The 18,426-nt window shown below is 67.0% G+C and carries 16 protein-coding genes and 1 tRNA gene; 11 read left to right on the top strand and 6 right to left on the bottom strand.

Features of this window, described 5'->3' with window-relative positions; translation table 11 throughout:
• The first annotated feature begins 32 nt into the window (after positions 1-32).
• The gene (modA, locus tag OVO38_RS07220) at positions 33-776 is read left to right on the top strand and encodes a molybdate ABC transporter substrate-binding protein (protein WP_267208101.1); all 744 of its coding nucleotides are present in this window, start codon (positions 33-35) and stop codon (positions 774-776) included.
• The gene (locus tag OVO38_RS07215; RefSeq protein ID WP_267208100.1) at positions 773-2,566 is read left to right on the top strand and encodes an ATP-binding cassette domain-containing protein; all 1,794 of its coding nucleotides are present in this window, start codon (positions 773-775) and stop codon (positions 2,564-2,566) included. The genes modA and OVO38_RS07215 overlap by 4 nt, the downstream gene beginning before the upstream one ends.
• 29 nt (positions 2,567-2,595) lie before the next feature.
• On the opposite strand, the gene OVO38_RS07210 is transcribed toward OVO38_RS07215, so the two are convergent.
• Complete coding sequence (locus OVO38_RS07210; RefSeq protein WP_095275974.1) at positions 2,596-2,850, bottom strand: MoaD/ThiS family protein; 255 nt, start codon at positions 2,848-2,850, stop codon at positions 2,596-2,598.
• 40 nt (positions 2,851-2,890) lie between these two features.
• Here OVO38_RS07210 and OVO38_RS07205 point away from each other — a divergent pair, with 40 nt between their 5' ends.
• Genes OVO38_RS07205 through OVO38_RS07190 form a run of 4 tightly spaced genes read left to right on the top strand, consistent with a single transcriptional unit; the run spans position 2,891 to position 6,016 of the window.
• Positions 2,891-4,054 carry a molybdopterin molybdotransferase MoeA gene (locus OVO38_RS07205; RefSeq protein WP_267208099.1) on the top strand — a complete coding sequence of 388 codons (1,164 nt, stop codon included), beginning with the start codon at positions 2,891-2,893 and terminating at the stop codon, positions 4,052-4,054.
• Positions 4,055-4,079: 25 nt separating this feature from the next.
• The gene (locus tag OVO38_RS07200) at positions 4,080-4,553 is read left to right on the top strand and encodes a MogA/MoaB family molybdenum cofactor biosynthesis protein (RefSeq protein WP_267208098.1); all 474 of its coding nucleotides are present in this window, start codon (positions 4,080-4,082) and stop codon (positions 4,551-4,553) included.
• Positions 4,543-5,013, top strand: a complete 471-nt coding sequence (locus OVO38_RS07195) for a molybdenum cofactor biosynthesis protein MoaE (RefSeq protein WP_239216901.1) — start codon at positions 4,543-4,545, stop codon at positions 5,011-5,013. Before OVO38_RS07200 ends, OVO38_RS07195 begins: the two co-directional genes overlap by 11 nt.
• Positions 5,006-6,016, top strand: coding sequence for a ThiF family adenylyltransferase (locus OVO38_RS07190; RefSeq protein WP_267208096.1), 1,011 nt, complete (start codon positions 5,006-5,008; stop codon positions 6,014-6,016). The genes OVO38_RS07195 and OVO38_RS07190 overlap by 8 nt, the downstream gene beginning before the upstream one ends.
• 10 nt (positions 6,017-6,026) lie before the next feature.
• On the opposite strand, the gene thrB is transcribed toward OVO38_RS07190, so the two are convergent.
• From thrB to argS, 4 genes are all read right to left on the bottom strand, one after another.
• Positions 6,027-6,956, bottom strand: coding sequence for a homoserine kinase (gene thrB / locus OVO38_RS07185; protein WP_095275963.1), 930 nt, complete (start codon positions 6,954-6,956; stop codon positions 6,027-6,029).
• A 17-nt stretch (positions 6,957-6,973) separates the two neighbouring features.
• On the bottom strand, positions 6,974-8,326 hold the full coding sequence (locus tag OVO38_RS07180; RefSeq protein WP_267208095.1) for a homoserine dehydrogenase: 1,353 nt from the start codon (positions 8,324-8,326) through the stop codon (positions 6,974-6,976).
• Between the two features lie 85 nt (positions 8,327-8,411).
• Positions 8,412-9,767, bottom strand: coding sequence for a diaminopimelate decarboxylase (lysA, locus tag OVO38_RS07175; RefSeq protein ID WP_267208094.1), 1,356 nt, complete (start codon positions 9,765-9,767; stop codon positions 8,412-8,414).
• Positions 9,768-9,782: 15 nt separating this feature from the next.
• A complete protein-coding gene (argS, locus tag OVO38_RS07170) occupies positions 9,783-11,435 on the bottom strand; it encodes an arginine--tRNA ligase (RefSeq protein WP_095535072.1) in 1,653 nt (550 codons plus the stop codon).
• Between the two features lie 288 nt (positions 11,436-11,723).
• Here argS and OVO38_RS07165 point away from each other — a divergent pair, with 288 nt between their 5' ends.
• From OVO38_RS07165 to OVO38_RS07145, 5 genes are all read left to right on the top strand, one after another.
• A complete protein-coding gene (locus OVO38_RS07165) occupies positions 11,724-13,400 on the top strand; it encodes an L-lactate permease (RefSeq protein WP_267208093.1) in 1,677 nt (558 codons plus the stop codon).
• Between the two features lie 57 nt (positions 13,401-13,457).
• Entirely contained in the window at positions 13,458-14,243 is a 786-nt protein-coding gene (locus tag OVO38_RS07160) for a (Fe-S)-binding protein (RefSeq protein WP_095535074.1), read from the top strand.
• Positions 14,240-15,808, top strand: coding sequence for a LutB/LldF family L-lactate oxidation iron-sulfur protein (locus OVO38_RS07155; RefSeq protein ID WP_267208092.1), 1,569 nt, complete (start codon positions 14,240-14,242; stop codon positions 15,806-15,808). Before OVO38_RS07160 ends, OVO38_RS07155 begins: the two co-directional genes overlap by 4 nt.
• A 2-nt stretch (positions 15,809-15,810) precedes the next feature.
• Positions 15,811-16,464 carry a LutC/YkgG family protein gene (locus tag OVO38_RS07150; RefSeq protein WP_267208091.1) on the top strand — a complete coding sequence of 218 codons (654 nt, stop codon included), beginning with the start codon at positions 15,811-15,813 and terminating at the stop codon, positions 16,462-16,464.
• A gap of 315 nt (positions 16,465-16,779) precedes the next feature.
• Positions 16,780-16,853: transfer RNA gene (locus OVO38_RS07145), tRNA-Arg, on the top strand.
• Positions 16,854-16,952: 99 nt separating this feature from the next.
• Here OVO38_RS07145 and OVO38_RS07140 read toward each other — a convergent pair.
• On the bottom strand, positions 16,953-18,140 hold the full coding sequence (locus tag OVO38_RS07140; protein WP_267208089.1) for an IS481 family transposase: 1,188 nt from the start codon (positions 18,138-18,140) through the stop codon (positions 16,953-16,955).
• Positions 18,141-18,426: the final 286 nt, after the last annotated feature.

The following is an 18,426-nucleotide window of genomic DNA, read 5'->3' as shown; positions in this document are numbered from 1 at the left end:
TCCGTACAACTCGCCGCCACAAAGGAGCCGCCGTGCGCGCCGTTCACGCCGCCATCGCCGCGACCGCGCTCGCATCCCTCCTCGCCTCGTGCGCAAGCGACCCCGTTCCCGGCGGCAGCGAGGCAGTGGTCGTCCTCGGCGCGGCGTCGACAAGAGTCCTCAACGACGAGATGCGCACGCTTATCGACGCCCCACTCACCTTCAACAACGCAGGCTCCTCCACCCTCGTGCAGCAGCTGCGCGAGGGCGCACCCGGAGACGTGCTCATCACCGCCGACCAGAAAAACATGGACGACGCGGTGCGCGCGGGCGTGGCGCGCGACCCCGAGGTCGTGGCGACGAATTCGATGGTGCTCGTAGTTCCGAAGGGAAACCCGGCGGGCGTGCGCAGCGCCGATGACCTGGAGCGCGACGACGTGAACTTTGTCATGTGCGACGCCCAGGTCCCCTGCGGCGCGGTGTCGCAGCAGCTTCTCCGCGCCAACTCGCTCGACGTTCACCCCGTCTCGTTGGAGCACAACGTGGCAGACACGCTGGGCAAGGTGGTCTCGGGCGAAGCCGACGCCGCGTTCGTGTACCGCACCGACGCGGCTGCGGCGGGCGGCGACGTGGACACCGTCGACATTCCGCACGCCGCCGAGTTCCCGAACTCCCTGGTCGCGGGCGTCGTCACGAGCTCCGAGCACCCGGGCGAGGCGGGCGAACTGGTGCACCGACTCCACAGCCCGCAGGCGCGCGAGATGTGGGAGCAGTCCGGCTTCACCCCGGCAGCATGATGCGCGCTCGACCGACCCCTACCCCGCCAGTTGTTTCGGCGCTGGCGGCGATCACGCTCGCGCTCATCGTCCTGCCCGTGTTTGCGCTCGGAGCGCGCGTGCCGTGGACCGACCTCGGCGCCGTGCTCCGGACACCGGAAACGCACGAACTGCTGCGGGTAACGGTTGCGTCGGCCACGCTTGCCACGGTCATCGCGGTCGCGCTCGGCACGCCGCTGGCGCTGTGGCTCCAGCGGGTCCGCCGCGGGTCATCGCTGGCGCGGCTCCTCGTCCTCCTGCCACTGGCAATGCCGCCGGTGGTCGCGGGCCTTGCGCTCTCGGCGCTCATCGGCAGGCGGGGCCTCGCCGCCCCGCTCCTCGACGCGCTGCACTGGCAATTCGCCTTCGCCTTCCCCGGCGTTGTCGCCGCTCACGTGTACGTTGCCCTGCCCTTCGTGGTCATCACACTCGATTCCGCGCTGCGCCAGCTGGGGCCGGAGGTGGCCGCTTCCGCGGAGGCGGTCGGGATCCCGCCGGGACGGATCGTTCGCCGGATTATCCTGCCCGCCATCGCCCCGGCTCTCGTCACCGCCGCTGGGCTCGCATTCGCCCGCTCGCTGGGCGAGTTCGGCACCACCCTCACCTTTGCCGGCTCCATGCCTGGCACCACACGAACCATGCCGCTGGGGATCTACCTGGCGCGCGAGGTCGACCAGTCACTCGCCTACGGGCTTTCCGCCATTCTGGTGGGGTTCGCGGTCCTCGCGCTTGTGACAACCGCCCTGCCAGCCGCGCTCGCGCAGTGGCGCGGCCGACACCGGCCCGCGGAACAACCGCGGGAAACCGGCACGATCGACGCCGCGAAACTCAGTCAGCTGACCCGCCCCGCCGCGAGCGGCGAGGAAGTCCGTGCCGGCGCCACCCGCTTCCCCGCCAACGCAACAACGGCGCTCATCGGGCCGAATGGCGCGGGGAAGACGACGCTGGCCAGGGGCGTTGCAAAGCACCGGGGCGTCGTGCTGCTCACGCAAGACCCCGCACTGCCGCCGACCGCGACACCGCGCACCGCGCTCGCTATGGTCACCCGCAGCGCCGAGCAGCTGCTGCGCGCGGCCGGGCTCGCATCGCTGGCAGATGTCCCCGTCCCCGCGCTGTCCGGCGGGCAGGCCGCCCAGGTCGCGCTGGTCCGCGCCCTCGCTGCCCGCCCCCGCGTGCTCATCCTCGACGAACCGCTCGCCGCCATCGACGCCGCCACCACCGCCCAGTGGCGCCGCCTGCTGCAGGCCACGGCCCGCGAACGCACCACGATCGTGGTCACGCACGACGCCATCGACGTCGCGACGCTTGCGGACCACGTCGCCGTCATGCGCAGCGGCAGCGTCGTCAGCCTGCGCCCCGCCGCCGACGAGCTCGCCGCCCCCGCCACCGCATTTTCCGCACGCCTACTGGGCATGAACCTGCTCGCGGACCTCAGCCTGCTCGAGGGGCCACCGCTTACCGACACCACCGTGCCCCGCCCCCTCCGCGCCTCCTTCCCCCCGGACGCGCTCTCTGTGATTCGCACCCCACAGCCCGCGGGCTCCCACCTGCTCCGCGGGCGCGTCAGCGCGGTCGACCTGCTGCCAGGAGGCGGCGCCGCCGTCGAGCTGGCCGTGGGCGGGGACGCCGAGCACACCGAGCACACCGAGCACTACGTCTCGCTGCTCGTGGACCGCGACGCGGTGCTGCGCCAGGACCTCGCGCCCGGAACGCAGGTGACCTGCGCGTTAGACGTGCGGAAGGTCAGGCTCATCCCGGCGGAACACGGGTGAAGTTTTTCCGCACGTGCGGAAAAACTTCACTACCCACCCGCGAACGGCGGAAGCACGTCGACGCGCGACGCGCCGGCCAGCGGCGTGGAAGGATCCGACCGGGTGCCGTCGACGAGGAACGTGCAGCGCGCCACGATGTCCGCGAGCGTCTGGCCGGAATCGGTGGTGCCGGTGTGGCGCGACGTGGCGTCGATAAGCAACTGCTCGAGCGTTGAGAACTCGCCGACGTCCTCGCACGGCGTGCCGGTGGCCGCGCGGGCGGCGGCGAAGTAGTGGATCTGCATGCTCACACGATACCTGCGTGCTGCGCCGTACGATGGCCCCATGAGCCGAACCCCCGAAACGCATTTCGCCGCGATTGCGGAGGCGCTCGGTGAACGCCGCACCGAGCTGACCACGCCGCTTGACGCTGCCGCGCGCGGGGCGTCGCTTGCCGGCGCCGTCATGACGCTGCGCCAGCAACCGCCCTTTACAAACTCGCAGATGGATGGGTACGCGGTGGGTGAGGTGGGCGCTCGCGAGGCGGTAGTCGGCCCCACCGTTGCTGCGGGCGCGGACCCGGACACCGCGTACCCGGTGGGGCTGGGCGCGCTGGCGGCGCCGGTGATGACGGGGGCCAAGCTGCCGAGCGGGACGCGGGCGGTCGTGCCTGTGGAGGCGTGCGCCCCGGCCAAGTTCGTCGGCGAGGGCGAACGCGTGCGCCTGCCGGCAACGGAAGAAGGCGCCTTCGTGCGGCGGGCGGGCTCCGACATTGCGGCGGGCGAAGAGCTCGCTCCGGCGGGCGCGCCGGTTACCCCGGCGCTCGTCGGCGCGCTGGCAAGCCAGGGCATCAGCGAGGTCGAGGTCGTGCGGGCGGCGCGGATTGTCATCGTGACCGGGGGCGCCGAAGTCACCGCAAGGCCTACCGGCCCCGCGACGATCCCCGACGCCAACGGGCCGATGCTGCGGGCGTTGGCGTCGCGGTACGGCATCGCGGTTGCAGCGCACGTGCGCACCAGCGATGACCCGGACGAGCTGGAGGCGCAGGTGCGGGATGCAATCGCGGAGCACGCGCCGGACGCAGTGGTCACCTCCGGCGGGATCAGCCACGGCAAGTTCGAGGTGGTCCGCCAAATCTTCCGCCAGGGCTGGTACGGGCACGTGGCCCAGCAACCGGGAGGCCCGCAAGGGCTCAGCCGCTTCGCCGAGACGCCCGTGATCAGCCTGCCCGGCAACCCGATCTCCACGCTGGTCAGCTTCCGTACCTACGTCGCGCCGCTGCTCGGGCACGCGCCCGAGCCGATTCTGGCGCCGCTTGCTTGCGACGTCGCGGGGTTGGAGGACAAGGAGCAGTTTTTGCGTGGCGCGGTCAAGCACGGGGCGATTCGGCCGATCGGCGGCCCCGGCTCACACCTCCTCGCGCAGGGGGCGCAGGCAACGCACCTCATCCGGATTCCCGCGGGTGCCACACTGCGGGCCGGCGAGCTCGCCGCCGCGTACCCGCTGTAGCGCCCGGCGGTACGATGGGGACGCTATGAGAAACGCAGAGGTCATCGTCGCGTCCACGCGGGCGTCGCAAGGCATCTACCAGGATAAATCCGGGCCGATCGCGGTCGAGTTCCTGCGCGGAATGGACCTGCGCACCCCGGACGCCACCGTGGTGGCGGACGCCGACATCGACGCCGCTGTGCGCGACGCCATCGCCCGCCGGCCCAGCGTCGTCCTCACCTCCGGCGGTACCGGCGTCAGCCCCGACGACCGCACGGTCGAGGCCGTCGCCGCGCACGTGGACCGCGAGCTCCCGGGGATCGCGCACGCCTTCTACCATCAAGGTCTCGCCTCCACCCCGACCGCTATCCTCTCGCGCACCGTCGCCGGCATCACCCAGCGCGGCACCTTCATCATGGCGCTGCCCGGGTCGCGCGGCGGCGTGCAGGACGGCTGCGCGGTGCTCGCCCCGATCCTGCCCCACCTCCTCGACCAGCTGGAAGGCAACCATGCACACTAGCCGCCCCGACCCCGACTACGTCGCCGCGCAGACCGGCCAGGTCATCGGCGCCGTCGTCACGGACCAACCGCTCGAACTGCTCGCACAGCAGGCCACCACCGACACACTCACCGACGCGATGGGCGCGCTCGTCCGCTTCGACGGGATTGTCCGCGACCACGACGGCGGCCAACGCGTCCGTACCCTCGCCTACGAGGCGCACCCCAGCGCCACCGATGAGCTGCGGCGCGTCGCCGCGGAGGTCGCGGCCGCCCACCCCGTCCGCCTCTTCACCGCGCACCGCACGGGCGAGGTGCCCATCGGCAAGCTCGCCTTCCTCGTCCTCGCCGCCAGCGCGCACCGCGGCGACGCCTTCGACGCGTGCGAGACAACCGCCGACCGCGTCAAGTCCGAGGTGCCGATCTGGAAACGGCAGGTCATGGCCAGCGGCGAGACCCAGTGGGTGGGCATTGATGGATAGCCGCTACGTGCGCCAAACCGCGCTCATCGGCGAGGCCGCCCAGCAGAAACTCCGCGGCGCGCGCATCGCCGTCGTCGGCGCGGGCGGCCTCGGCTCCCCCGCCCTCCTCTACCTCGCGGGCGCGGGCGTCGGGAGCATCGTGCTTATCGACGACGACGCGGTCGCCCTCTCCAACCTGCACCGCCAAGTCATCCACACCACCGGCACCGTCGGCGACGCCAAAGTGCTCTCCGCCATGGACGCGCTCGAAGCCCTCAACCCCGACACGGAGGTCGACCCGGTCCGCACGCGCCTGACATGGGACAACGCCGTGGCGCAGCTCGCCAGCGCAGACATGGTCCTCGACGGCTCCGACAACTTTGACACCCGCCACGTCATCTCTCACGCGGCGGCACGCCTGGGCATCCCGCACATCTGGGGCTCCATCCTCGGTGTCGAGGCGCAGCTCTCCGTCTTCTGGGCCGGCCACGGCCCCGTCTACGAGGACCTCTTCCCCGCCCCGCCGCCGCCCGGCTCGGTCCCGTCGTGCTCGCAGGCGGGCGTGCTTGGGCCGCTCGTCGGCATCGTCGGCTCCGCGATGGCGATGGAGGCGCTCAAGCTCGCCACCGGTATCGGCACGCCGCTCGTGGGCACGCTCGGCTACTTCGACGGCCTCGCCGGCACCTGGGAATACGTCCCGCTCAACGCGGACCCAGCCGTGACCGAGCGCGTCCGCGAGCTTGACCCACCGCACGGGCCCACGGAAGTAGGCAGTATATCGCCGGGGGCAGTGCTTATCGACGTCCGCGAGCCCGCCGAATACGCCACCCACCACATCCGGGACGCGATCAACGTGCCGCTGGGCAAGGTCCTCGACGGCTACACCCCGCCGGAGTTAGCAGGCGGCGGGGTGCTCATCTGTGCCTCGGGCGCCCGCTCCGCGCGGGCGGTCGCCGCGCTCGAGGCCCGGGGCGTGCGCGGGGTGGCAAGCCTACGCGGCGGGATGGACGGCCTGGGGCGCTAGGCGCTCGCCCCTAGTCGCTCGTCAGCTCGGCTTTGACCGGGCCGGCGACCTCGAGGTCCAGCACGCGCAGGCCGGCGGCGCGGGCCTCGTCCAGGATCGCCTCGTCGACGGGCTCGGTGCACAGCACCATCGCGGTCGGGCCGGCGCCGGACAGGTACGCGGCGTAGCCGCGGTTGCGCAGGCGGTTGACCCACTCCGCCGTCACCGGGAGTACGTCGGACCGGTACGGCTGGTGCAGGCGGTCGCGGGTGCCCTCCCAGAGCAGCTCCGGGTGGTTCTGAATCGCTACCGTCATCACCGCGGTGCGCGACACGTTGAAGCGCGCGTCCGTGTGCGTGACGTGGCTGGGCAGCACCTTGCGCACCGCGTTGGTGGAGGCGTGGAAGTCCGGGACCAGTGCGTACGCCCGGATCCGCGGGTCCACGTCTACGCCCACAGCCCGGTACTCGGGCAGTGAGCGCCCGTCCACCGGGATTTCCGTCCAGGACACGACTGCCGCGCCGAGTACGGACGCACCGGCGTTGTCGGGGTGCCCCTCGAATTCGCTGGACAGTTGGACGATTTCGTCGGTGCTCAGCGGACCGCCCGCGAGTGTGTTCGCGGCGACAACGCCCGCTACCGCGGCGGCCGCGGAGGACCCGAGGCCGCGCGACTGCGGGATGTTGTTGTTGCAGGTCACTTTCAGCCCCGGCGCCTCGACGTCAGCCGCCTTGAGCCCGGAGCGGATCGCTTTGACCACCAGGTGGGAGTTGTCACGCGGCAGCTCGTCGGCGCCCTCGCCAAAGATCTGTACGTCCAGCCCGGACGCGGTGACCTCGACCTCCACCGTGTCGTAGATGCTCACGGCGATGCCCAGGGTGTCAAACCCCGGGCCCAGGTTCGCGGAGGAACCCGGGACGGTCACGGTGGCCTTGAGGCCTACTTGCAGGTCGGTGGGCATTGCGTTCCTTTCCTCCCTTAGGAGTCGAGACGGATGACGGAGTTAACCGCCTGGACGGCGTCATGCTCAGAAAGCCGCTGCACAATCGCGCGCAGGTCCTTCTCCAACGCCTTGTGGGTGACCACGATGAGGTGGGCCTCGTTCCCGGACTCTTCCTGGCGCACCGCGGAGAGCGAGACGCCGTCGTCGGCAAAGTGCCGAGCGAGGTCGGCCAGCACGCCGACGCGGTCGGAGACCGTCATGTTGATGTGGTAGCGCGTGGGGACCTCATCGAAGGCCACGACGTCGTAGTCGGCGTAGGGGTTCTCCGCGGGGGCGCGGCCGCCGTGCACCTTGTTGCGGGCGGCGCCGACCAGGTCGCCGAGCACCGCCGACGCCGTGGGCGCACCGCCGGCGCCGTTGCCGTAGAACATGAGGCGCCCGGCCGCCTCCGCCTCCACGAAGATGGCGTTGTAGGACTTATCCACCGTGGCCAGCGGGTGCTCGTTGGGCACCAGGGTCGGGTGGACACGGGCGTTGACGGCGGTGGTGTTGCCCGCGTCGTCGTACAGCCGCTCGCAGATGGCCAGCAGCTTGATCGTCTGGTTCGACTTCTTCGCCGCCGCGATGTCATCCGCAGTGATCTTGGAGATCCCCTCGCAGTACACATCATCAAAGGTCACGCGGGTGTGGAAGCCCATGGACGCAAGGATCGCGGCTTTCGACGCCGCGTCGTGGCCCTCCACATCCGCGGTCGGGTCGGCCTCGGCGTAGCCCAGACGGGTCGCCTCCGCCAGGGCGTCCTCGTAGCTCGCGCCAGTTGACGCCATCGCGTCCAGGATGAAGTTGGTGGTGCCGTTGACGATGCCGGAGATCCGCTCCACCTTGTCGCCCGCCAGCGAGCGGCGCAGCATGCCAACCACGGGGATGGCCGCAGCGACGGCCGCCTCGTAGTAGAGGTCCACGCCGGCCTCGTTGGCGGCGTCCGCCAGCTCGGAGCCGTGCGCCGCCACCAGCGCCTTGTTAGCGGTCACGACGGACTTCCCCGCGTGCAGCGCTTTGAGCACCAGCTCGCGCGGGTAATCGATGCCACCGATCAGCTCCACGACGACGTCGATGTCGTCGCGCGTGACCAGCTCCGAGGCATCATCGGTCAGGTACACGCCCTGGACTTCCGGTGCGTCCTTGTGCTTGTCCAGGTTGGACACGGCGACGCCGCGGACCTCGAGCGGACCGCCGACGCGCTGCTCCAGGCTGTCAGAAAACTCCTTGAGCAGGCGCAGCACCTCGGTGCCCACGGTGCCCTTGCCCAGCACGGCCACGCCCACGGCGTGCCCAATCCCCTTGCCCGGGTAGTTGCCGTTGTGGCCTTCGGCGCTTGCGACGGTCATGCGTGTTCCCTCTCCTCAAGTAACGGGTCTGCGTACCCGGCACAGTGTACCGCTTGGTCTACTTTTTCGGGGCCGGGTACCGGTGTTAATATTCGCGGGCCAAAATGTCCTCGACCGTTTCGCGCCTGACCATGGGTTTTACCTGCCCCGCGCGCACGGCAACCACGGCCGGGCGCCCGAAGGAGTTGTAGTTCGAGCTCATGGAGTAGCAGTACGCGCCCGTCGCCGCGATGGCGATAAGGTCGTCGGACGCAATGTCGTCGGGCCACGCGACGTTTTCCACCAGGATGTCGCCAGACTCGCAATGCGAGCCGACCAGGCGCGTCGGCACTGGGGTGCCCTCGGTGAAGCGGTTGGCCACGCGGGCGTCGTAAAGCGATGCGTAGAGCGCTGGCCTGATGTTATCGCTCATGCCGCCGTCGACCGCGATGTAGCGGCGCATTGCGGTGTACGAGGTGTGGACGTCCTTGACGATGCCGGCGCGGTACACCGTCACCGTGGACGGGCCCGCGATGGCGCGGCCGGGCTCAACCACCACCGTGGGGGCCTCGATGCTCAGGTCGTCGGCGACGTGCTGGACCTCGCGCAGGAGGTCCTTCGCCACCGCCTCGACGTCCAGCGGCTCTTCGCCGTTCATGTACGCAATGCCGTAGCCGCCGCCCAGGTCGAGGAACTTGAGCGCGACGCCCTGTTCCTTCCAAATCTGGGCGTAGAGGCCAAGGACGCGCTGGGCGGCAAGCTTGAAGCCCTCCGCGTCGAAGACCTGGGAACCGACGTGGCAGTGCAAGCCGGTGAGCTCCAGGTGCGGCGAGCGGATCGCGGCGACCGCGGCCTCGTACGCCGAACCGGAGGCAAGCGACAGGCCGAACTTCTGGTCCTCATGGCTGGTGGCGATGAACTCATGCGTGTGCGCGTCCACGCCCGGCTTGGCGCGGACGAAGACGTCCTGCACCTTGCCACACTCTTCCGCCAGCGCCGCGAGTTCGGTGAGTTCCTGGCGGGAGTCGATCACCACGTGGCCCACGCCGGCGTCCAGGCACAGGCGCAGGAAGCTGGCGGACTTGTTGTTGCCGTGGACCGTGATCCGCTCCGGCGGGAAATCGGCGGCCAACGCGATGCGCAGCTCGTTCTCGCTCGCTACGTCAAGGGCCAGGCCTTCTTCGTCGACCCAGCGGGCGATGTGGCGGGTCAAAAACGCCTTCGACGCGTAGTGCACGTTGCGGGCGGAGCCGAACGCCTCTGCCATGTCGCGGCACCGCGAACGGAAATCGTCCTCGTCCACCACCATGACGGGCGTGCCGTACTCCGCGGCGATCTCGGGCAGCGGCACACCCGCGATGGTGATCACGCCATCCTCCTGGCGCGCCGCGTTGCGGGGCCAGACGTGCGCGGGGAGCTCATTAAACTGCTGCGCAGACGGGGTTTCTACAGCATTATCCATGGTGCGCCAGTCCCCCTACATCCGCTCCGGGGCGGACACGCCGACCATGCGCAGCGCGTTTGCCAGCACCTGGCGGGTGGCCATAGATAGCGCGAAGCGCGCGCCGTGGATCGGGGCGGTGTCCTCGCCGGACTTCGGCAGGACCTGGCAGGAGTCGTAGAACTTGTGGAAGGAGCTCGCCAGCTCCTCGGCGTAGCGGGCGATGCGGTGCGGCTCGCGCAGCTCAGCGGCGGCCTTAACCACTGCCGGGAACTCGCCGAGCGTGCGGATCAGGTCACCCTCCTTCTCGTGCGTGAGCAGCGCGAAGTCCGCGCCCTCGGCGCTCACGCCGGCGTCCTGCGCGTTGCGTGCCAGCGAGCACAGGCGCGCGTGGCCGTATTGCACGTAGTAGACCGGGTTGTCGCTGGACTGCTTCGTCCACAAGTCCAGATCGATGTCCACGCTGGAGTCGACGGAGGAGCGGACCAGCGAGTAGCGCGCGCCGTCCACACCGATGGCGTCCACAAGATCATCCAGCGTGATGATCGTGCCCGCGCGCTTGGACATCTTCACCGGCTTGCCGTCGCGCACCAGGTTCACCATCTGGCCAATGAGCACCTCGACGGCCTCCGGGTTGTAGCCCAGCGCCTGCGCTGCGGCCCGCAGTCGCGCGATGTAGCCGTGGTGGTCCGCGCCGAGCATGTAGATGGCCAGGTCGTGGCCGCGATCAAACTTATCCGCCACGTAGGCAATATCGCCCGCAATGTAGGCGGCGTTGCCGTCGGACTTCAGCACCACGCGGTCCTTGTCGTCGCCGAAGTCGCTCGAGCGCAGCCACCAGGCCCCCTCAGCCTCGTAGAGGTTGCCGTTGTCCTTCAGCGTCTGGATCGCCTTGTCCACCGCGCCCGACTCGAACAGTGAATTCTCGTGGAAGAACACGTCGAAGTCCACGCCAAACTCGTGCAGCGACTCCTTGATCTGCGCAAACATCATCTCCACGCCAGCCGCGCGGAAGTTTTCCTGCACCTGCGCGTCATCGCCGTCGAGTGCATCGGCATGCTTATCGACGACAGCGCCCGCAATCTCCTTGATGTAGTCCCCGCCGTAACCGTCCTCGGGGGTCGGCTCCCCCTTCGCCGCGGCCACGAGTGAGCGGGCAAAACGGTCGATCTGCCCGCCGTGGTCGTTGAAGTAGTACTCGCGGGTCACCTCGGCGCCGGAAGCCTCCAGCACGCGCCCCAGCGAGTCACCCACGGCAGCCCAGCGGGTGCCGCCCAGGTGGATCGGGCCGGTCGGGTTTGCAGAGACGAACTCAAGGTTGATCTTCTCGCCTGCGTACAGAGTCGAGCCACCGAAGCCCTCTCCCGCGTCCAGGATCTGGCCAACCAGGCGCCCCTGCGCGGCGGATGCCAGGCGCAGGTTGAGGAACCCGGGGCCCGCGACCTCGGCGGTGTCCACTGCATCGTCCGACGACAGCGCCTCGGCCAGCCAGGTGGCGAGCTCGCGCGGGTTGGTCCCCGCCTTCTTGGCCACCTGCAGCGCGATGTTGGTGGCGTAGTCGCCGTGCTCCGGGTTGCGCGGGCGCTCCACGGTGACGTTGTCCGGCACTACGGATGCGTCGAGGTCGTGCTGCGTGAGCACGGAAACGGTCGTCGTCCTGATGAGCTGAGAAAGGTCTGCTGGCGTCATGGGGTGCAAGTCTAATTCACCCCTACCGCATTCTCTCCATGGCCCGCGTGCGCACCACGTTTCCCGGTTCGCATGGTGGTACCTCCTCCCCCGTCTGGCCGCCTTTTATACCCCCGCCTCCGGCGTCGGCCCAGCTCAGAATAGTTTCGCGTTGAATGTACTTTTCTCAAAATTCTCCTGCGAATACGTTTACTCGCGTGTCATAATTCCGTGAGAATGTCGGCGCACACACAGGGGAACGCCCCGCGTGGCATTTCATACATTTCCTTCCAACCAAGGAGCGCAAACATGGACCAGTTCCAGGTCTTCACCGACGCAGTCGGGGGCAGCGTCGGACTTTCCGCATTGGTGTCGGCGATCCCTCTGCTCACCTTCTTCATCATGCTGCTGGGCGTGAAAGCCAGCGCGCACCTCTCCGGCCTCGTCGCCCTCGTCGCCGCCCTGCTGGTCGCCATCTTTGGCTTCAACATGCCCGCGGGAATGGCCATCTCCTCCGCCTTCCGTGGCGGCCTGTTCGGCCTGCTCCCCATCGTCTTTGTCATCATGGCGGCGATCTGGTCCTACCAAATCACGGTCGCCTCGGGCCGCTTCGAAGATTTGCGCCTCGTATTTGACAAGATGGGCCACGGTGACGTGCGCATCCAGGCCATGCTCATCGCGTTCTGCTTCGGCGGACTGCTCGAGGCCCTCGCAGGCTTCGGCGCCCCCGTCGCCATTACCGCGACCATGATTCTCGCCCTGGGCATCAAGCCGCTGCGCGCCGCAACGATCGTGCTGATTGCCAACACCGCACCGGTTGCGTTCGGCGCCGTCGCCATCCCGATTACCACCGCCGGCGAGGTCGGTGGCCGCACCCTCGAGCAGACCGAGAACATCGCTGCCATCGTCGGCCACCAGACCCCGTTCCTGGCGTTCTTCGTCCCCTTCATCATCGCCGGCATTATCGACGGCATGCGCGGCGTCCGCGAGACCGCACCCGCAGCCCTAGTCATCGGCCTCTCCTTCGGTATCGCGCAGTGGTTCACCTCGAACTTCTTCGCCTACCAGCTCACTGACGTCGTCGCCTGCATCGTCGCGCTCGGCGCAGCCTTCCTGCTGCTCCGCTTCTGGCAGCCGAAGGGCATCGCCGACATGCGCGAACGCCTTGAGCTCCCGCGCTCGGAGAACCCCGACGAGGTCGAGCTGCCCGGCAACCGCATCTGGATGGCACTCATGCCCTACGCCGTCGTCGTGGTCATCTTCGGCCTGGCCAACCTGGGCTCCACCATCCCCGAGTGGCTGAGCTCCTTCAAGGTCACCTTCCCCTGGCCGGGCCTGCCGCAGGGCTCGCTTCTCGACGCCAACGGCGCCGACGTCAAGGCCGACTACTCCTTCGCCTACCTCAACAACCCGGGCACCCTGCTGGTCATCTCCGGCCTCATCGTCGCCCTGGCCTACATCATGTTCAACGAGAACGGCCGCTACTCGCTGACCTGGGGCCAGGTGGGCAAGGAGCTGACGGACACCATGTACCGCATGCGCTGGTCCGCCGCCACCATCGTGCTCGTTCTTGCACTCGCCTACGTGATGAACTACTCCGGCCAGACGGTGACCATCGGCGAGTTCTTTGCCAACCTGGGTGGGTTCTTCGCCTTCGCTGCCCCCATATTGGGTTGGGTGGGTGTCGCCGTCACCGGTTCCGACACTTCCGCCAACGCACTCTTTGCCAAACTGCAAGTCACAGCGGCTGATCAGCTGAATCTCAACCCGGATCTCATGCTCGCCGCCAACACCACCGGTGGTGTTGTGGGTAAAATGGTTTCGCCTCAGTCGCTCGCAATCGCTGCAACAGCGGTAGATATGGAGGGCAAGGAATCGGAGATCTTCAAGAAGGTTGTCGGCTACTCGTTTATCTTCTTGCTCGCGGTCTGCGTGATGGTCTTCCTGCAGACCAATATTCTCAGCTTCCTGGCACCTGCCGTATAATGCACCCGCCCGGCTGTCGGATGAACCGGCAGTAGCAATTTTTCTAAGGAGTCCACTTTGCGAGTAGCACTGTTTTCTACTTGTATCGGCGACGCTCTGTTCCCGGACGCACACAAGGCAACCGCCCTTGTGCTGTCCCGTCTGGGCTACGAGGTCGTCTTCCCAGAAGGTCAAACGTGTTGCGGCCAGATGCACGTCAACACCGGATACCAGAAGGAAGCCGTCCCGATCGTCGAGTCTTACGTCGACGCATTCGCCGACCCGTCCATTGACTACGTCGTCGCACCTTCCGGCTCCTGCGCTGGCGCTGTCCGCGAGCAGCACGTCTTCCTGGCCGACCGCTACGGCAGCTCCGCGCTGATTGACGGCGCGAAGAAGGCCTCCAAGAAGACCTACGAGCTCTCCGAGTTCCTCATCGACGTCGCAGGGACCGAGGACGTCGGAGCGTTCTTCCCCCACCGCGTCACCTACCACGAGTCCTGCCACTCCCGCCGCTTCCTGGAAGTTGGCGATCGCCCCTACAAGCTGCTGCGCGCAGTCGAGGGCCTCGAGCTGGTGGAGCTGCCCAACCGCGAGGAGTGCTGCGGCTTTGGCGGCACCTTCGCAGTGAAGATGTCTGAGGTGTCCGCCGCGATGGTCTCTGACAAGACCCGCCACATCAAGGAGACCCAGGCCGAGTTCGTCACCGCCGGTGACTCCTCCTGCCTCATGAACATCGCCGGCTCAATGAGCCGCCAGCACTCGGGCGTCCGCGCCCTGCACATGGCCGAGATCCTCGCCTCCACCAAGGAGCACCCGTGGACCCCCAAGTCGGCCGCTTACTCGAAGGAGACCATGCTGTGAAAGTTGCACTTGGCAAACCCCAGATGCCGCCCCACGCGGCTGGCCCCAACCACCTGCGTGGCACCGAGAAGTTCCAGAAGGCTGCGCACCACGAGCTGGACAACGTCACCAAGCGCCGCAACCTGAACTACGCCACCACCGCGATTCGCGTGAAGCGCCAGGAGGTTGTCGACGAGCTGGATGACTGGCAGGAGCTGCGCACCGCAGGTTCCACCATTAAGCAGGACGTCGGCGCGCGCCTGCCGGAGCTGCTCGAAGAGTTCGAGCGCAACGTGACCGCCCGCGGCGGCCACATCCACTGGGCGCGCGACGCCGCCGAGGCCAACGACATCATCGAGGGTCTCATCCGCGAAACCGGCGAGACCGACGTGGTCAAGATCAAGTCCATGGCCACCCAGGAGATCGCCCTCAACGAGGAGCTGGAAAAGCGCAGCATCACCGCGCAGGAGACCGACCTTGCGGAGCTGATCGTGCAGCTCGGCGAGGACTTCCCCTCCCACATCCTGGTGCCGGCGATTCACCGCAACCGCGCTGAGATCCGCAACATCTTCGTCGATAAGATGCCCAACACGGACGAGTCCCTCACTTCGGACCCGGCCGAACTGGCAGAGGCTGCCCGCCAGTACCTGCGCGAGCAGTTCATGAAGGCGAAGGTCGCCATCTCCGGCGTGAACTTTGGTGTTGCTGAGACCGGCACCGTCTCCATCGTGGAGTCCGAGGGCAACGGCCGCATGTGCCTGACCATGCCGGAGACCCTCATCTCCGTCATGGGCATTGAGAAGCTCGTGCCGAAGTTCCAGGACCTGGAGGTCTTCCTGCAGCTCCTGCCGCGCTCCTCCACCGGTGAGCGCATGAACCCGTACACCTCCCTCTGGTCCGGCGTGACCGAGGGCGACGGCCCGCAGAACTTCCACATCGTGCTGCTGGACAACGGCCGCACCGCGGCGCTGTCCAACGAAATCGGCCGCGAGGCCCTCAAGTGCATCCGTTGCTCCGCCTGCCTGAACGTATGCCCGGTCTACGAGCGCGCGGGTGGACACTCCTACGGCTCCACCTACCCGGGCCCGATCGGCGCCATCCTCACCCCGCAGCTGACCGGCATGGAGGACCTGGATGATCCGAACTCCTCCCTGCCGTACGCGTCGTCCCTGTGCGGCCGCTGCAACGAGGTCTGCCCGGTGAAGATCCCGATCACGGACATCCTGCTGGAGATGCGCCACCAGAAGGTGGAGCAGCACCGTCCGTTCATGGAGTCCAAGGCCTTCGGCCTCATCGGCACCATGTGGGGCAACCCGAAGCTGTGGGACAAGGCAGTGCGCATGGTCGCGCTCGGCCGCATCCTCGGCGGCTTCAAGGGCGAGATCTCGTCCATGCCGGCGCCGCTGTCAGCATGGACGGAGTACCGCGACGTGGCCGTGCCGCCGAAGAAGTCCTTCCGCCAGTGGTGGGAGACGGACGAGGCGCGCGACCTGCTCGCCGCCGAGCGCAAGCGCGGCGTCCCGGGGCGCGACTCCGAGTCGCACGCCACCAACTTTGTCGACCCGAACACCGGAGAGGATAAGTAAGCATGGCACCGAACGTTTCCTCCCGTAACGAGGACGCAAAGAAGGAGATCCTCAAGCGCGTCCGCGATGCGCAGCAGCTCTCCGAGGCTCCGTCCCACGTCGAGGCCGTGCGCGAGTACCGCACCACCTCCGATCACACCCCGGAGCAGCTCCGTGAGATCCTCATCGACCGCCTGCTGGACTACAAGGCCAGCGTCGTTGAGACGTCTGAGGCGGACCTCGCGTCCAACATCGCCAAGATCCTCGCCGAGCGCGGCGCGAAGGACATCGTCTACGCCCCGGGCCTGGACGCCTCCCTGTTCGCTGAGTTCGACGGCGATGCCCGCGCGGACGACCCCGCGTCCGACCCGCGCCAGCTTGGCGACATCGGCGCCGCAGTGACCGACTCCCAGGTCACCTCCGCGCAAACGGGCTCCATCGTGCTCGAGTCCGGCGACCTCTGCGGCCGCCGCGCGCTCTCGCTCGTGCCCGACCGCCACGTGGTCATCGTCCGCCCGGACTCGCTGGTCTACGGCGTCCCGGAGATGATGAGCCGCATCGACCCGGAGAAGCCGGCCACCATGATTTCCGGTGGCTCCGCAACCTCCGACATCGAACTGGTCCGCGTCGAGGGCGTGCACGGCCCCCGCGACCTGATCGTGATGGTCGTTCACTAGAGCGCCAGGACCGCTAAGGCTTCGCCCTCCAGCGGTCCACACACACAGAACGGCCGGTACCTTTCGGTACCGGCCGTTCTGCTGTCATTGTTTCCCGTGTCACGCCTCCTCAAAGGCGCACAATCATCATGCGACACCACCCCTGCAAATCCGTGAAAACTCCCTGGCCCATTCCATAGACGTGCTTAGGAAATTCCGGACTCCGTCGCATTCGCTTGTCGACGCCACCGACCAGGCCGATTACTCCCCCGCCCACCCCAAGTGCTACCCTTTACCGTATTGCTTTTCCGCGCACATGTGCGCTGGTGAAGCACTGTCTCCGTAGCTCAGTGGATGAGAGCATCGGTTTCCGGTACCGAAGGTCGCAGGTTCGAATCCTGTCGGGGACACGCTTGTCCTCAGTCGCGACATAGTTGACAACTCAGTCGCGACATGGTGGACAAACCGGTGCCTCGGTTTTTATTTTTCCGAGGCACCGGTTTTGTGTTTTAGGTCAGTGGGGGTTGGCCTTTTCGCCAGTATGGTTTTTGGTAGTTGCGGGATGTGTCGATGTAGTGCTCGGCGATGATTTCGCCGGTCTCTTTTAACGATGTGGTGACGTGGTTGTCGGTGATGACCATCAGGATGGGCTTGCCGCCGTAGGCGCGTCCGATGCCTAGGTGGTAGAGCCTTCCGGCATAGCGGATGGTGACTTTGCCGTTGACACCGACGATGTCGTTGCGGGTGCGCCATTCGTCATTAGGGGTGTCCGTGGGTTGAGCTTTGGCTCCGGCGGTGTAGGCCTGTTCCGGTGTGCGGCGTCCGAGTGCTCGATGAGGCCTTTCTGCGTTGTAGTACCCAGCGAATTCGTCGAGTTGTTGTTGCAGCTGGGAGATTGTTTCTGCTGGTGGTCGTGCTTTGATCCAGCGTTTGAGCGTCTGGTGGAATCGTTCGATCTTGCCTTGAGTCTGTGGGTGCCCAGGTCGGCCATTTTTCTGTTGAATGCGGTGGTGATTAAGGGTTTTCTCGAAGGCGTTGCGACCTCCTTTCCGGCCGGCGAGTCGTGCTGTAAAAACCAGTCCGTTGTCGGTAAGCGTGGATGCTGGCGGCCCATAGGTGTCGATGAGGTGCTGGAGCTGTTCTGCCACTGCAGTGCCCGTAAACGCGTGCTGGGCGGTAATTGACAGCAGGTAGCGGGAATGGTCGTCGAGGAAGTCGAGGACTTCTACACGAATGCCGTCGGCGAGGAAAAGGTGGGTAATGTCGGCTTGCCAGCACTCATTGGGCATTTCGGCTTCGAAGCGGATGTAGGAGCTTCGTGGCTTCTTCTGGGGCTGTGGGGTAACCAGGCCCGCGTTGGTGATGATGCGGCGGATGGTGGAAGTTGATGGGACTCGCTGACCCTGTCGTTGAAGGTGGAAGGCGATGGTGTCTGGGCCTGCGTCGAAACCGGCCCTGGTCAACTCTTTGCGCATTTCGATGATGTGTTTACGCAGGTTTTCGGGGATGGCTTGGGGGTGGGTGTGTGGTGCGCGGGATTTCGGGGCGATCGCTTCAGGCCCGCCGGCGTCGAAGTCGGCGAGGATTTTGTAGACGCGTTGGCGGGAGATCCCGAATCGTTTGGCGACTTTGGCAGCTGGTTCGCCTTGGTCTCGTACGGCCTTAACGATCGCGAGGTTGCGGTTGGGGCTGTTCATTTTGTCAACAATGTCCCGACTGATCCCCGTGTGGCTTCACGCCACGCGGTTGCTGGTCGGTGTCAACTATGTCGCGACTGAGGTGTCAACCATCACCCTAGGTGGTTTTCTTGGGCTAAGTGTCAACCATGTCGCGGCTGACCTGTCAACCATCAGGAAGAGGGTGTCAGAAAGTTTGTGTGTGAGGCTCTCATCTAGAAGGAGTTTCACCGATAATGACTACGGTGTCACCGAAGAACAACCATGACCCGGCGAGGGTCAACGAGATCAGCGAGAAGCTGATGGA

Origin of the sequence: Corynebacterium sp. Marseille-P8863 (genome assembly GCF_946902955.1) — a bacterium.
Classification (GTDB): Bacteria; Actinomycetota; Actinomycetes; order Mycobacteriales; family Mycobacteriaceae; genus Corynebacterium; species Corynebacterium gottingense.
Note: the sequence above shows the minus strand (reverse complement) of the source record. Positions and strands in the feature narration are given on the sequence as shown.

What these genes read in the sequence shown, in the direction of transcription:
- OVO38_RS07190 (WP_267208096.1), top strand. Translation starts at nt 5,006, where the DNA reads ATGGATAGCCGCTACGTGCGCCAAACCGCGCTCATCGGCGAGGCCGCC.
- OVO38_RS07140 (WP_267208089.1), bottom strand. Translation starts at nt 18,140, where the DNA reads ATGAACAGCCCCAACCGCAACCTCGCGATCGTTAAGGCCGTACGAGAC.
- OVO38_RS07205 (WP_267208099.1), top strand. Translation starts at nt 2,891, where the DNA reads ATGAGCCGAACCCCCGAAACGCATTTCGCCGCGATTGCGGAGGCGCTC.
- OVO38_RS07165 (WP_267208093.1), top strand. Translation starts at nt 11,724, where the DNA reads ATGGACCAGTTCCAGGTCTTCACCGACGCAGTCGGGGGCAGCGTCGGA.
- argS (WP_095535072.1), bottom strand. Translation starts at nt 11,435, where the DNA reads ATGACGCCAGCAGACCTTTCTCAGCTCATCAGGACGACGACCGTTTCC.
- lysA (WP_267208094.1), bottom strand. Translation starts at nt 9,767, where the DNA reads ATGGATAATGCTGTAGAAACCCCGTCTGCGCAGCAGTTTAATGAGCTC.
- OVO38_RS07200 (WP_267208098.1), top strand. Translation starts at nt 4,080, where the DNA reads ATGAGAAACGCAGAGGTCATCGTCGCGTCCACGCGGGCGTCGCAAGGC.
- OVO38_RS07195 (WP_239216901.1), top strand. Translation starts at nt 4,543, where the DNA reads ATGCACACTAGCCGCCCCGACCCCGACTACGTCGCCGCGCAGACCGGC.
- OVO38_RS07215 (WP_267208100.1), top strand. Translation starts at nt 773, where the DNA reads ATGATGCGCGCTCGACCGACCCCTACCCCGCCAGTTGTTTCGGCGCTG.
- OVO38_RS07180 (WP_267208095.1), bottom strand. Translation starts at nt 8,326, where the DNA reads ATGACCGTCGCAAGCGCCGAAGGCCACAACGGCAACTACCCGGGCAAG.
- OVO38_RS07150 (WP_267208091.1), top strand. Translation starts at nt 15,811, where the DNA reads ATGGCACCGAACGTTTCCTCCCGTAACGAGGACGCAAAGAAGGAGATC.
- OVO38_RS07210 (WP_095275974.1), bottom strand. Translation starts at nt 2,850, where the DNA reads ATGCAGATCCACTACTTCGCCGCCGCCCGCGCGGCCACCGGCACGCCG.
- thrB (WP_095275963.1), bottom strand. Translation starts at nt 6,956, where the DNA reads ATGCCCACCGACCTGCAAGTAGGCCTCAAGGCCACCGTGACCGTCCCG.